We start from the raw sequence: 12435 nt of genomic DNA on the forward strand, positions 1-12435 counted from the left end.
CCTTATTTATTTAAGGTTTTTTTGTTTCCAAAAATATATAAATTTTTTTTCAAGGAGTACAATAATTAATAAATGAGAGAAAAACAAATAAATAGAAAGAAAAAAGGTTATATTTATGGATTTAAAAACACCTATAGTTGAGTTAACTAATGTTTCAAAAATTTATAATAAACAAATTTGAGCATTAAAAAAAATTGATTTAAAAATATATCGTGGTGAGTGTGTTTCACTTTTAGGCTCAAATGGTAGTGGTAAAACAACATTATTAAGAATTATAGGAAATAACTTAAAAAATACAACGGGAACTATTAATTATAATTTAGAAGAAGAAAACATTTTAAAAGGAATTGGATTACAAAAAAGAGAACAAGCTTGACCAAATGGTTTTAAGGTTAAAGATATAAACGACTTATGAATAAGAATATATGATGTTAATGATCTAGAATGAATTAATAAATTAAAAGATGTTTTTGGTGTGAATGAAGTTGAAGAAAAATATTTAAATAAACTTTCAATAGTTAAATTAAAAATTTATGCGATATTTTTATCTTTTATTTCAAAACCTGAATTAGTTTTAATTGATGAATTATCATCTGATATTGATTTTAAATATGAAGAAAAAATAACTAATTTCTTTAAAGAATATTTAGAAGAGGGAAATACCCTAATTTTAAATAGTCCAAGTTATTATTTTTTAGAAAACTTAACTGATAGAGTTGTTTATTTAAATGATGGTGAAATCTTTGAAGACCTGTCTATTAAAGAAGTTAAAAAAGAATATAAATCTGTAATGGAGTATACTAAATCAATTTTTAAAGAAGAATTAGTAGTTGAGAAAAAAATTAAAAATAAAAGTAAGTTTTTTTCAACAATGATTTCTAAAACTGAAAGTTACTCAAATGTATTACAAACAATCATTGAGCAATTAGAAACTCAAGAAAACTACAATGAAAAGGTTTTAAGTAGATTAAAAGAAGTTTATTTTAGTATTTTAGATTTAAACACAAGCATAGATAATTTATCAGTTTCTTACATAAATGCTGATTCAATTAAAATAATATCTAAAAAGATAAAATCAACAATGAAGTTGATTAATAAATTGACTATAAATTACAGATATAAAAAATATCATAAAACATTAAGTGGTATTGAAAAGTTTTTAAGTAAAGAATTGAAAAGAACTTTTGCAAATGACAAGGTTATTGTAAATGGTGATGTTTTAAGTATAACTATGTCTCAATCAGAAAAAAAACAATTAGAAAAACTTAAAGAAAAATACATTAAAGAAGAACAAAAAATTATAAGAAGAAAAATTCTTAAGCAACAATTTAAAAAACAAAAAGATATGAAATCAAAAAATAATGCGGTTCAAGAATCTTTAAAAGAGGTTACAACTGATGAAAACAAATAGAAATTTCAGAATCTTTTTAAGATTAATGAAAGCACAAACTTTTAATTATATAACTGATCCAATTAATATAATTTTAGGTTTTGTTTTAACAACAGTTACAATGTTATGTTGATTGGCTTTTAAACCACATGATGCGGAATCTGGATTATTAGCAGATAGTTTCGTTTTAGCTTCAGCAATTGGTATTTCAGCAATTAGAAATTCTCAATATAATTTAAACTTAACATTAGCTGATTGACGTGAAACTAGGTTTATAAGAAATCTTTTAACAACACCTGTTTCAAAAAAAGTTTTATATGCTTCAATATTATGTTTTAACTGAATAGTAAATATATTAGTAACTATTATTTTGATTTCTTTGGCTATGCTTTTTAGTTCACAAAGAAAAGTGATTTCAAATGTTCAATGAATACCATTTTTAATTGGTTTTATTCTAAATATTTTTCTTTCAAATGTCATTGCCTTGTTTTTATCGACAACCTTTAAAAATAAAGAATATGTTTTTATAATTTCTTTATTATCATATTTTGGACCTATGTACTTGTTGGGTTTAGGTATACCTTGAAATGTTGTTGGTCAAATACCAGCAATTAATATTTTAACTTACATAGCACCTCATAGATATACATTGCATCTAATGCAGGCTGCGTGAGTAGGGAATGCGTCAAATATGTCATTCCCTGGAGTTGAATCAAGTTCTTGATTAGGAGTTCATGGTTTTGGATATGGTGGAAACGGTTGATGGTTACCAGCATTAATAGCTTGTATTTTTATTTTTATATTTGCTTTTGCTTTTTACTACAGATTAAAAAGCAATTATCAATTTGGGACAAGAAAATATTCTAAATTTAAAGGTGTTAAAAAACACGCAAATAACATTGAATTAATTAAAAGAGCAAATTCAATAGAAGAATTAAAAACACTTGTAGAAATAGCTGGCTTAAATTATATAACGAAAAAAGTTAAAAAGAAAAAGCCAAGCAAGAAGCGAGGTGATAAATAATGAATTTAGAAAAATTGAAAAAAGAATATAAAGTTTTCAGTATGTTATTTATCATACAAACTAAGCACTGATTTAAAAACCCACTTAATATATTTTTAGGAGTATTTATTTCTTTATATACTATATTATGTTGACTTGCATTTAAGCACAATGATCCATTTTTATTAGTTTCTGGTATTTGTGTAGCTATGGTAAGGAATTCAATGTATATTTACCTTAGAACTATCAATGATTGAAGAGGTAAAAATTTTGTTGATAAAATGAGTATTAGCAATATTAGTAATAAAACAAAACACCTGTCATTACTGGTCTTTAATTTTATTTCAACATTTGTAATATGCTTAATAATATTTTTAATATCTATAATATTATTTCCATCACAATTAAGTTATATTGAAAAATTAAATCCTTTAATAATGATGTTTGGGTTATTAATATGTTGAGTAACTTGTTATGTAATTGCTTTATTTTTATACACATTTATTAGCAATACAAAATGAACAACAATGATTGGTTTATTAATTTATTTTTCAACTATGTATTTTTTAGGTTTAGGTTTTCCATTCCAAACAATTATTCAACAAGATTGATTAAATTATCTATTGTATTTACACCCAATGAGATATTCAATTAACATAGTACAAGCTGGATTTGTTAACGCACCTAATTTTCACTATATCAATCCCGATATTAATATTGATGTTGATTTTGGATATGGCGAAAATGCATGATTAGCTTACTTTTTAGCACTATTAACAATTGGTGGGTATATAATTTGTTTAGTATCAAAAAGATTAATTGATTCAAATTATAAATTTAGATCCAGAAATAAAGTAAAAAGATTAAAAGCTGAATCAAAACTCTATATTAAACAAATTAATGAATTAAACGATATAGAATTTTTGAAAAGATTAAGAGAAGATAGAAGACAAAGGGATTAGATAATGAAATGTTATAGCACAAATTGTAAAAATGATGCAAGTGCATCATTCTCAGAAAAAGTTTTGGACGTTAATTCAACACAAAATAAATGATTAACTACAGAACCAGTTTATAAAAGAATAACTTTATACTACTGTCATGATTGTATGCAAACAGTATTAGGAAATTTAAGAGGACAAAAAAAATAATCGTTACCGATTATTTTTTTACTTTCATTTTTTTATTTTCAATTCTTTCAATTTCTTCTGCTAAGAATTTCATTCTAGCTTCTTTAACTAAAAGCGTATCAAACTCTTTATTAAATAAACCCATAAATGTACCAATAATTAAGGCACCAACGAAGTTTCCTAATATAGCAGGTATGATATTAAAAGCAACAAATGCTCAAGCCATATTTGCATGTTGAGTTGTTGGATCAGAGATAGCTCTCAATATTAACATTCAAGCACCAAATCAATTGGCTACACAGTGTTGGTATCCCCCAATTGCAAAGTAGAATAGAACTAAGAAATACATAATCATTGCTGCAACAGTATTACCTTTTGCTGATTTAGAACCTTGAGTTGCTAAACAAATCAAGAAGTTACATAATACAGCACTTGCAAATACATAACCTATTGTTTTAAAAACTTCTGAAGCTGTCAATGCCTCACCATTTTTAATAGCTGAGCCAACTTCATAAAGTTTTGCAGCTCCAAAAGATTCATAAATGTGGTTACCAAGTGTTCATTTTACTTCAACACCATCAACTAGTTTAATCATAGAAGTATGATCTAATGCGCCAGATAATTGAAAAATAATTGTAAAAATCATAATACCAATTATATTACCGGCATAAACTAAACCACAAGCCTTTAAAAAAATTGATCATCTTTCAACTTTTTTAAACATTGTTCTGTTATATCACATGTGAGCAGTAACGAAACCCCCACCTAAAAATGAAATTAGTAAAATAACACTACCAAAAATTGCACCTGTTAATATTTTTGAAATAGATGCATTAGTTATTGAAAATGTTGCATAGGCAACAGCTACATAAACTAAACCAATTCAAATACCAGCAAGCACACCTGCCATAAATTGTTTCATATTTGCCAATCTTAAACCATCAGATATAACTCTAAAAGTATGAATATATCCATAGTTATGATAAGCTACATCTTGACTATAAAGAGGAGAATAATCAACTTGTTCTAAAGTAATGATTTCTTCTTTATAAGCACTGATTTTTTGCTTATCGGTTAAATGGACTCTTTTTTTCCACTTCATCATTTGTTTTATTTTTCCTTCTCTAAAAATTATTTTCTATTTTAATAATACATTAATGGAATTATATTTTTTGAAATTATTTTATTTTTTATATTTTTTGTTTAGATAACTATTATTATGTAAAAATTTAAATGATATAATTTTATTGCATAATTAAGCTTAAAAAGAGGAGAAAAATCATGGGATTATTTAGTAAAAAAAATAAACTTGTTGAAATCTATGCACCAGTAGATGGTGAAGTTGTAGGATTAGATAAAGTTGAAGATGAAGTATTTAGTGGAAAAATGATGGGTGATGGTTTAGCTATCGTTCCAGCAAATGGTGATTTTGTTTCACCAATGGCTGGTGAACTAGCAAGTGTTTTCCCAACAAAACATGCATACGGATTTAGAGAAAAATCAGGAGTTGAAGTTTTAGTTCATATCGGATTAGACACTGTTAACCTTGATGGTGAAGGATTCGAATCATTTGTTAAACAAGGAGACAAAGTAAGCCAAGGTGACCCAATGGTTAAAGTTGACTTAAAATTTGTTAAACCAAAAGTTCCTTCAATTACAACACCTATTATCGTAACTAACCCAAATGGTAAAGAAATTACTATTGTTAAAATGGGAAAAGTTAAAAAAGGTGAATTAATCGCAACTGTTGGTTAATATATTTACAAATCATTAATTTATTTGTTATAATTTAAATGTTAAAGAAAAAGAAGCACAAGCTCACCACCAACTAAAGTGAAGTGGTAGAATGAAATAATATAAAAATATTATAATGTGTGCTATCTAATTTTTTGACGGCACACATTTTATTTATCCAAAGGAGTATTAGATGGATCAAAGAAGAAACAATTCAAAACCTATTAAAAACCAAGACCCTATTAACGCTTTTATTAGAGCTAGAGAAGTTTTAATCATTGGAGACAATGGAGAAAAACTTGGACCTTTAAAAAGAAATGACGCTATTCAATTAGCTGAAGAAAAAGGTTTAGATTTAATGCAAGTAGGTCAACAACCTGATGGTTTAGCAATTTGTAAAATTTTAGATTATGGTAAATTTAGATACCAACAACAAAAGAAAAACAAAGAAGCTAAGAAAAATCAAGTTAAGGTTGAAAATAAAGAAATTAGATTAACTGTTAATATAGGTCAACATGACTTAGTTACAAAAGCTAAAAAAGCTAGAGAGTTTTTAGAAGCTGGAGATAGAGTTAAAATTTCTTTAAAATTTAAAGGTAGAGAAATCGCATACATGGATTTAGGAAAAGAAACACTGGACAGATTCTACAAGGAAATTGAAGATATAGCTAAAATTGAAAAAGAAGCTAAATTAACTTCAAGATTCTTAGATATGTACGTTGTGCCAAAGAAATAATTAGAAAAGTATTGAAAGGAAATTAAGTATTATGCCAAAAATGAAATCAAAAAAATCATTAGCAAAAAGAGTTATTGCTAAGAAAAACGGTACTTTAAAAAGAGGTAAAGCTTACAGATCTCACCGTGCTACAGGTAAAACTACAAAACAAAAACGTCACTTAGAAAAAGCTACAATCGTTCATGTAACAGACATGAAACGTATTAAAGGTTTATTACAAAAATAAGAAAGGTAAAAGGAAAATAAGTTATGGCAAGAGTTAAATTTGGAAAAGTAACTAGAGCAAGAAGAAAACGTTGAATTAAACGTGCAAAAGGTTACTATGGAACTAAACATTCTTCATATAAAAAAGCACACGAACAAGTAGTTCGTTCAATGGCTTATGCTTTTATCGGGCGTAAACAAAAGAAACGTGATTTTAGAAAATTATGAATTGTTCGTATTAATGCAGCAGTTAGACCATATGGTTTATCATACTCAAAATTTATGAACGGATTAAAATTAGCTAACATTGATGTTAACCGTAAAATGTTATCAGAATTAGCAATTTCAAACCCAGAACAATTTAAATTATTAGTTGATGCATCAAATAAAGCATTAGCTTCAAAATAATAAATTTATGGCTAAAATAGATCAAAAATCAAATAAAGTAATCTTTACTAATGCTGAGTATACTAAAGCTTGAGAAAACTGCCCAATTATACAAAATAGGGATAGAAAAGACTTTAGACTTTGCTATATTTGTAAATATCCAATGGAATTTAAAATAAATGAAAATATGAGTAATGATGAAACTGCTTGAGTAATTGATTTAATAAATATTAAAAAACCAGTTCTTGAAATTGACAACTATATTGGCGTTCATGCTAATTGTGTTCAAAATAGAACTAAAAAGAATGCAACTAAACTAATCAAAAGAATTAAAATGGTTGGTTGAATGGCACCTGAATAATATAATGAGATGCTTAGGCATCTTTTTTTATATAAAAAAATAAACCGTGAGTAAAGTTTATTTTCTATATCAGTTAACACCTAATTTATTTTGTACTTTATTTACTTTTTTAATAGCAACTTTTTTAGCTTTTAATGAACCTAGTTCAAGCACTTCTTTTATATAATCACCTTTTATTATTTCATTGTATTTTTCATGAATTGGAGTTATTACTTCTAACAATGCTTCTGTAACATCGTCTTTTAAGTCTTTATAATTTTTACCATCTCATTTTTTTTGGCATTCTTCTATTGAAACGTTTTTAATTATTGAATAAATATTCATTAAATTTGAAACACCTGGTTTATTAATTGGGTCATATTTGATTAAGTTTTCACTATCAGTAACTGCTGATTTAATTTTATTAGCAATTTCAGCTGGTGAATCAAGCATTTTAATAACAGCTTTAGGGTTTTCACTAGACTTACTCATTTTTTTGGTTGGATCTTGTAAGTCCATAATTTTAATATTGCCTTTTGTTAAAATAGGTTCTGGTACAACGTGCATTTCACCGTATTTATTGTTCATTCTTGTTGCTATATCTCTAGCTAACTCTAAGTGTTGTTTTTGGTCAACACCAACAGGAACAAATTTTGGATCATAAAGTAATATATCAGCAGCCATTAAACAAGGATAAGTAAATAAACCTGCTGGAATAGAAACATTATCACCATTACTTTCTTTAGCTGATTTATCTTTGAATTGTGTCATTCTTGATAATTCACCCATTGTTGATTGAGTTGTAAGAATTCAACCTAATTGGGAATGTTCAACAACATCAGATTGTAAGAAAAGAGTCATCTTTTCAGGATCTAATCCACAAGCAATGTACAATGCTGTCATTTCCTTTGTTTTAATTTTCAACTGAGTTGGATCTTTTGGTATTGTTATTGCATGTAAATTTGCAACAAAAACAAATAAATCATATTCATTTTGATACTCAATTAAATTTTTAACAACACCTAAATAGTTTCCTAAACTCATTGAATCACTTGGTGTTATTCCAGTAATCATTCTTTCTTTTTGCATTCTTATTTTCCTCGCTTTTACATATAATATTATATCAAACATATATAACCTAATAATTGATATAATTATTTTACATTAACTTGAGGTGCAAAATGAAATATAGTATTGTAAAAAATGATTATAATGAATCAAAAAAAATGTCTGATGAGCTTTCTGATTTATTAGTAAGTAAAAAATGAATTGAAGATAACAAAAATCCTAACTGCATTTTTGTTATCGGTGGCGATGGAACGTTTTTAAAAGCAGCAGAAATATTCAACAATATTTTGGATGATGTTATTTTCGTTCCAATTAAATCTGGTGGAATTGGTTTTTATACAAATCACAATAGAATTTCTGACATTCAAGAAATATTAAATAATATTGAAAAACAAAAACCAATTGAAATTTCAGTTTTAGAAGCAAATGACTATAAAGTTATAAATGAAATTAAAATAATAAATAATCTTAGACCATTAGAAGCTGACGTAATGATTGATGGAGAATTATTAGAAACATTTAAAGGAACAGGATTAGTATTTTCTACTTCAGGAGGGAGCACAGGTTTTGCAAAATCTCATAATGGAGCTGTAATATTTGATGAAAATAATATATTTCAAATGTTAGAAATTGCACCAGTATCAAACAATAACTTTAGATCATTAAACGCACCAGTTATATTTTCAAGAAAACATAAAGTAGAAGTAATTATTAAAAAGCCAAACGATGTTGAAATAATTGTAGATAGTAAGAAATGTAATCTACCAGAAAACAATTTAATCAAAATTCAAATGGGTGAAAAAAATATCAAATTAATCTCAAAAAATAGTGAAAAATTAACTAAGACTAAAATATTGAATTCTATTTTTACTACAAACAAGTCTTATAACTAGCTCTTTAATGTTTTTACAATGTTATTACTATATAATATTAAATTAACAAGGAGTTAAATGAACGTAATATCAGGCAAGTATAAAGGGTTAAAATTAAATACATTAGAAGGTATGAATACAAGACCTACTCTAACTAGAATTAAAGAAGATGCATTCAACATTATTGATAACTATTTTATCTTTGAAGGTAAAAAAAGTTTAGATATTTTTGGTGGAAGTGGTGCTTTAACTATAGAGGGTTTGAGTAGAGGCATACCTTTTGGAATTGTTAATGATTATTCAAGAGATGCAATAAAAGTTATTAAATCTAATTTAGATAAAACTAAATCAACTAACTGAGAAATACATAATAAAGATTATTTAGAACTTCTTGATTTTTTATCTTTTAAACACGAAAAATTTGACTTGGTATATATGGATCCTCCATTTGCCAAAATTGAATCATATGAACAAGTGTTTACAAAATTACTTGAATTAAATTTATTGAATAACTGAGCAGTTATTATGATAGAGTCAGAAATGCCTTTAAATGAAGAAGTTATTTCACAATTTAAATTATTAAAATACAAAGATTACAATAAAAAACATCTATACATTATAAGATTGGAGAACAAAGATGAAGAATAAAGGAAAAGTAATTATTATATCAGGACCAAGTGGTGTAGGAAAAGGGAGCGTTAATGGTGAACTACTTACTAACAAAGACTTAAAATTAGAATATTCAGTTTCTATGACAACAAGAGCACCTCGTGAAGGTGAAGTTAATGGTGTTAATTACTTTTTTGTTTCAAAAGAAGAATTTGCTAATGCAATAGTAAACAATGAATTAATTGAATATGCAAATTTTGTAGGTAACTCATATGGAACACCTAGAAAATATGTAGAAGAAAAGCTTAACCAAGGTAAAAACGTTATTTTAGAAATTGAAGTGGATGGTGCTACTCAAGTTTTAAGAAATGAAGAAAATGTTTTATCTATATTTTTAATGCCACCAACATTAAATGAATTAGAGTCAAGAATTAAAGGAAGAGCAACAGAGTCTGATGACAAAATTAAAGCTCGTTTAGATAAAGCTTTATTAGAAATACCTTTAAAACATAATTATGATTATGTTGTTGAAAATGATTCTGTTGAAAATGCAGTTTCTAAAATTACTGATATTTTAATTAGAGAAAAATGTACTGCATCTAATGATGAATCTAAATTTAAAGAACTAGTTAAAATTGTTGAAAACATTGTTGATCAAAAATATACTTATTTTATAAATAATTGAGAAGCAAATGTTAAATTGTTAGCACATAACAAAGAAGCTAAAAAAGAAGCAAACGATTTTGATGCTAGAGGAGAATTGATTAAAATTTTATCTTCTGAAGTTTATAGAAAAACTCTAGCACATGGAGATTTTTCAAAAATTAATGATATAGAGTATGTAGATTTTAAAATTCAAAAATTAATGTTCAAAATTAACTTTTTCAGTATAAAACAAAGAAGTGATTTTAGTGGAGACTAATAATTCAAGAAAAATTGCATTTGAAATTTTGAAAAAGGTATTCAAAAATAAATCTTTTTCAAACATTCTTTTGAATGATGTTTCAAAAATGCCAATTTCTGACAAGTTTAAGAACTTAATTTTTGCCATAGTTCATGGAACTATAACAAATCAAATTTTACTTGATCATGTTTCAAGAAAATTGATTGATGTTAAAAAAACTAATATTGATATTCAAATACTTTTATGAATGAGTATTTATCAATTACGTTTTTTAAAAACTATCCCTCAATACGCAGTTGTTAATGAATCAGTTGTGATTGCAAAATCTGTTAATCATAAATTTTCTGGTTTATTGAATGCTTGTTTGAAAAAAGTTATTAAAAATGAAGAAGAACTTTTTGATTTTTCTTTTAAAAGTGAAAATCAAAAAATATGTATTGAAAATTCTTTTCCAAAAAATTTATTTAATTTAATAGAAAATGGATATGGAAAAGATATTGCTGAAAAAGTAGCTATTGATTCAAATCAAAAACCTGTTATAAGTTTTAGAGTAAACACTTTAAAAATTTCAGAAAATGATTTTTTTGAAAAATATAAAGATGAATATAAATTAGAAAAAACAGAAATAAAAAATTGCTTGATTTCAAAAAAAGCAATTGTAAAAAGTGATGTTTATACAAGTGGTCAAATAACTATTCAAGACCCAGCATCAATTTTAGTAGCAAATGTTTTAAATCCAGCTAAAGGTTCAAAAGTTTTAGACATGTGTAGCGCACCGGGTGGTAAACTTACTCATTTAAGTATGATAATGGAAAACACCGGACAAGTAACAGGATTTGAAATAAGTGAAAACAAGATAAAATTAATTGAAGAAAATGTTAAAAGATTAGATTGTAAAAATATTTCATTAAAGTGTGGAGATGCAACTTTAATTAACGAAAAAGAAAATTTTGATTTCATTTTATTAGATGCACCTTGTTCAGGCTTTGGTGTGTTAAAAAGAAAACCTGAAATTAAAATTAATAATATTGAAATAAAAAGTATAAATAACATTGTAAATATTCAAGAAAAGTTATTAGATACAGCCTATTATAATTTAAAACAACAAGGTGTTATGGTTTATTCTACTTGTACTATAAATCCTGCTGAAAATCAAAATCAAATTAAAAAGTTTATTGAAAAATATAAAGATATAAAAATTATCAGCGAAAACCAATTGTTTGGTTATGAAATGAATACTGATGGTTTTTACATCTGTAAAATGATTAAAGAATAGAAGGTTTAGCCTTTTATTTTTTGTTGTTTAAGATTAAAATAAGTATTTGTTATAAAATATATATAAAAGGAGGAAGTAACATGGACAAACAATTATCAAGAAGCGAACTTCATAAAGATCAAGTCAAAGAAATAAATAATAAGTTTGCTGAAAATAGGGATTTTCTAACAATAAATTCTTTTGTTACTTCTTCATTAGAAACTTTAAAAAAAATGGATCCAGAATTTTTTACAAGAGTTGAAAAAGTTTTGAATCAAGAAAATGATAATGTCAAATTTCACTTGGAACACGATCCAGAAATTAAGCACTTTAATTATGAAATAATTAGTCAACTAAATGATACTCTTGAAGAATTGAAAAAAATTCAAAATTATGAATCAAGTAGTAATAGCAATGAAAAAAGTGAAATATTATTTGAGGAAAAAGAATTCTATAAAAAGGAATTAGAAGATTTATTACATTCTTTAAATGAAAAGAATAGAAAATATTTAGATAGAATGAATAATAGTGAAGCTTACAAAACAAATTACGCTGGTGAAAAAAATGAAACACTAGCAAAAAGTTTTTTAAGTTACAATGAAAAAATTGCAATTAATAAAGAAATTAAGAGATTACCATTTGATCAGTTAACACTTGAAATAAAAGCAAAACAAAGAGAAAAAATGCATAACTTAAGTCAAAGTAAAAAAAGATTTAAAATTAATACAAAAATATTTACAATTTTCTTTGCTAGTTTTGTAGTGATTGGATTAATTGGAATAGTTATTATTTTTATAATTTAG

The 12435-nt window shown here is 25.6% G+C and carries 16 protein-coding genes; 14 read left to right on the forward strand and 2 right to left on the reverse strand.

What is annotated here, in order from left to right; all coding sequences use genetic code 4:
- Nucleotides 1-115 precede the first annotated feature (115 nt).
- The 4 genes from T314_RS0102050 to T314_RS0102065 are packed head-to-tail and all read left to right on the forward strand — an operon-like array spanning nucleotide 116 to nucleotide 3544.
- A complete protein-coding gene (locus T314_RS0102050) occupies nucleotides 116-1411 on the forward strand; it encodes an ATP-binding cassette domain-containing protein (RefSeq protein ID WP_029511964.1) in 1296 nt (431 codons plus the stop codon).
- A complete protein-coding gene (locus T314_RS0102055; RefSeq protein ID WP_029511965.1) occupies nucleotides 1398-2414 on the forward strand; it encodes an ABC transporter permease in 1017 nt (338 codons plus the stop codon). Before T314_RS0102050 ends, T314_RS0102055 begins: the two co-directional genes overlap by 14 nt.
- Complete coding sequence (locus T314_RS0102060) at nucleotides 2414-3355, forward strand: ABC transporter permease (protein ID WP_029511966.1); 942 nt, start codon at nucleotides 2414-2416, stop codon at nucleotides 3353-3355. Before T314_RS0102055 ends, T314_RS0102060 begins: the two co-directional genes overlap by 1 nt.
- A 3-nt stretch (nucleotides 3356-3358) precedes the next feature.
- Complete coding sequence (locus T314_RS0102065) at nucleotides 3359-3544, forward strand: hypothetical protein (protein WP_011183082.1); 186 nt, start codon at nucleotides 3359-3361, stop codon at nucleotides 3542-3544.
- A 10-nt stretch (nucleotides 3545-3554) separates the two neighbouring features.
- Here the strand turns inward: T314_RS0102065 and T314_RS0102070 are convergent, their stop codons facing one another.
- Nucleotides 3555-4628, reverse strand: coding sequence for a formate/nitrite transporter family protein (locus T314_RS0102070; RefSeq protein ID WP_029511967.1), 1074 nt, complete (start codon nucleotides 4626-4628; stop codon nucleotides 3555-3557).
- A 176-nt stretch (nucleotides 4629-4804) separates the two neighbouring features.
- Between T314_RS0102070 and T314_RS0102075 the strand changes: the two genes are divergently transcribed.
- From T314_RS0102075 to T314_RS0102095, 5 genes are all read left to right on the forward strand, one after another.
- On the forward strand, nucleotides 4805-5278 hold the full coding sequence (locus T314_RS0102075; protein ID WP_011183084.1) for a PTS sugar transporter subunit IIA: 474 nt from the start codon (nucleotides 4805-4807) through the stop codon (nucleotides 5276-5278).
- A gap of 172 nt (nucleotides 5279-5450) precedes the next feature.
- Nucleotides 5451-5993, forward strand: a complete 543-nt coding sequence (gene infC / locus T314_RS0102080; protein ID WP_023025521.1) for a translation initiation factor IF-3 — start codon at nucleotides 5451-5453, stop codon at nucleotides 5991-5993.
- Nucleotides 5994-6024: 31 nt separating this feature from the next.
- On the forward strand, nucleotides 6025-6219 hold the full coding sequence (rpmI, locus tag T314_RS0102085) for a 50S ribosomal protein L35 (protein WP_011183086.1): 195 nt from the start codon (nucleotides 6025-6027) through the stop codon (nucleotides 6217-6219).
- 23 nt (nucleotides 6220-6242) lie between these two features.
- On the forward strand, nucleotides 6243-6605 hold the full coding sequence (gene rplT, locus T314_RS0102090) for a 50S ribosomal protein L20 (protein WP_023025522.1): 363 nt from the start codon (nucleotides 6243-6245) through the stop codon (nucleotides 6603-6605).
- Nucleotides 6606-6612: 7 nt separating this feature from the next.
- A complete protein-coding gene (locus T314_RS0102095; protein WP_011183088.1) occupies nucleotides 6613-6945 on the forward strand; it encodes a hypothetical protein in 333 nt (110 codons plus the stop codon).
- A gap of 57 nt (nucleotides 6946-7002) precedes the next feature.
- Here T314_RS0102095 and trpS read toward each other — a convergent pair whose 3' ends face one another.
- A complete protein-coding gene (gene trpS, locus T314_RS0102100) occupies nucleotides 7003-8013 on the reverse strand; it encodes a tryptophan--tRNA ligase (RefSeq protein WP_029511968.1) in 1011 nt (336 codons plus the stop codon).
- 92 nt (nucleotides 8014-8105) lie between these two features.
- Between trpS and T314_RS0102105 the strand changes: the two genes are divergently transcribed.
- The 5 genes from T314_RS0102105 (at nucleotide 8106) to T314_RS0102125 (ending at nucleotide 12435) form a co-directional block, all read left to right on the forward strand.
- Nucleotides 8106-8885 carry an NAD(+)/NADH kinase gene (locus tag T314_RS0102105; RefSeq protein ID WP_029511969.1) on the forward strand — a complete coding sequence of 260 codons (780 nt, stop codon included), beginning with the start codon at nucleotides 8106-8108 and terminating at the stop codon, nucleotides 8883-8885.
- 57 nt (nucleotides 8886-8942) lie between these two features.
- On the forward strand, nucleotides 8943-9512 hold the full coding sequence (gene rsmD / locus T314_RS0102110; RefSeq protein WP_029511970.1) for a 16S rRNA (guanine(966)-N(2))-methyltransferase RsmD: 570 nt from the start codon (nucleotides 8943-8945) through the stop codon (nucleotides 9510-9512).
- Entirely contained in the window at nucleotides 9502-10395 is an 894-nt protein-coding gene (gmk, locus tag T314_RS0102115; RefSeq protein ID WP_029511971.1) for a guanylate kinase, read from the forward strand. The genes rsmD and gmk overlap by 11 nt, the downstream gene beginning before the upstream one ends.
- Nucleotides 10376-11653 (forward strand): 16S rRNA (cytosine(967)-C(5))-methyltransferase RsmB, encoded by a 1278-nt coding sequence (gene rsmB / locus T314_RS0102120; RefSeq protein WP_029511972.1) that lies wholly within the window; start codon nucleotides 10376-10378, stop codon nucleotides 11651-11653. Before gmk ends, rsmB begins: the two co-directional genes overlap by 20 nt.
- Nucleotides 11654-11733: 80 nt before the next feature.
- Complete coding sequence (locus tag T314_RS0102125; RefSeq protein WP_029511973.1) at nucleotides 11734-12435, forward strand: hypothetical protein; 702 nt, start codon at nucleotides 11734-11736, stop codon at nucleotides 12433-12435.

It is taken from the genome of Mesoplasma grammopterae ATCC 49580 (assembly GCF_000701525.1).
In the GTDB taxonomy this organism is placed as follows: domain Bacteria; phylum Bacillota_I; class Bacilli_A; order Mycoplasmatales; family Mycoplasmataceae; genus Mesoplasma; species Mesoplasma grammopterae.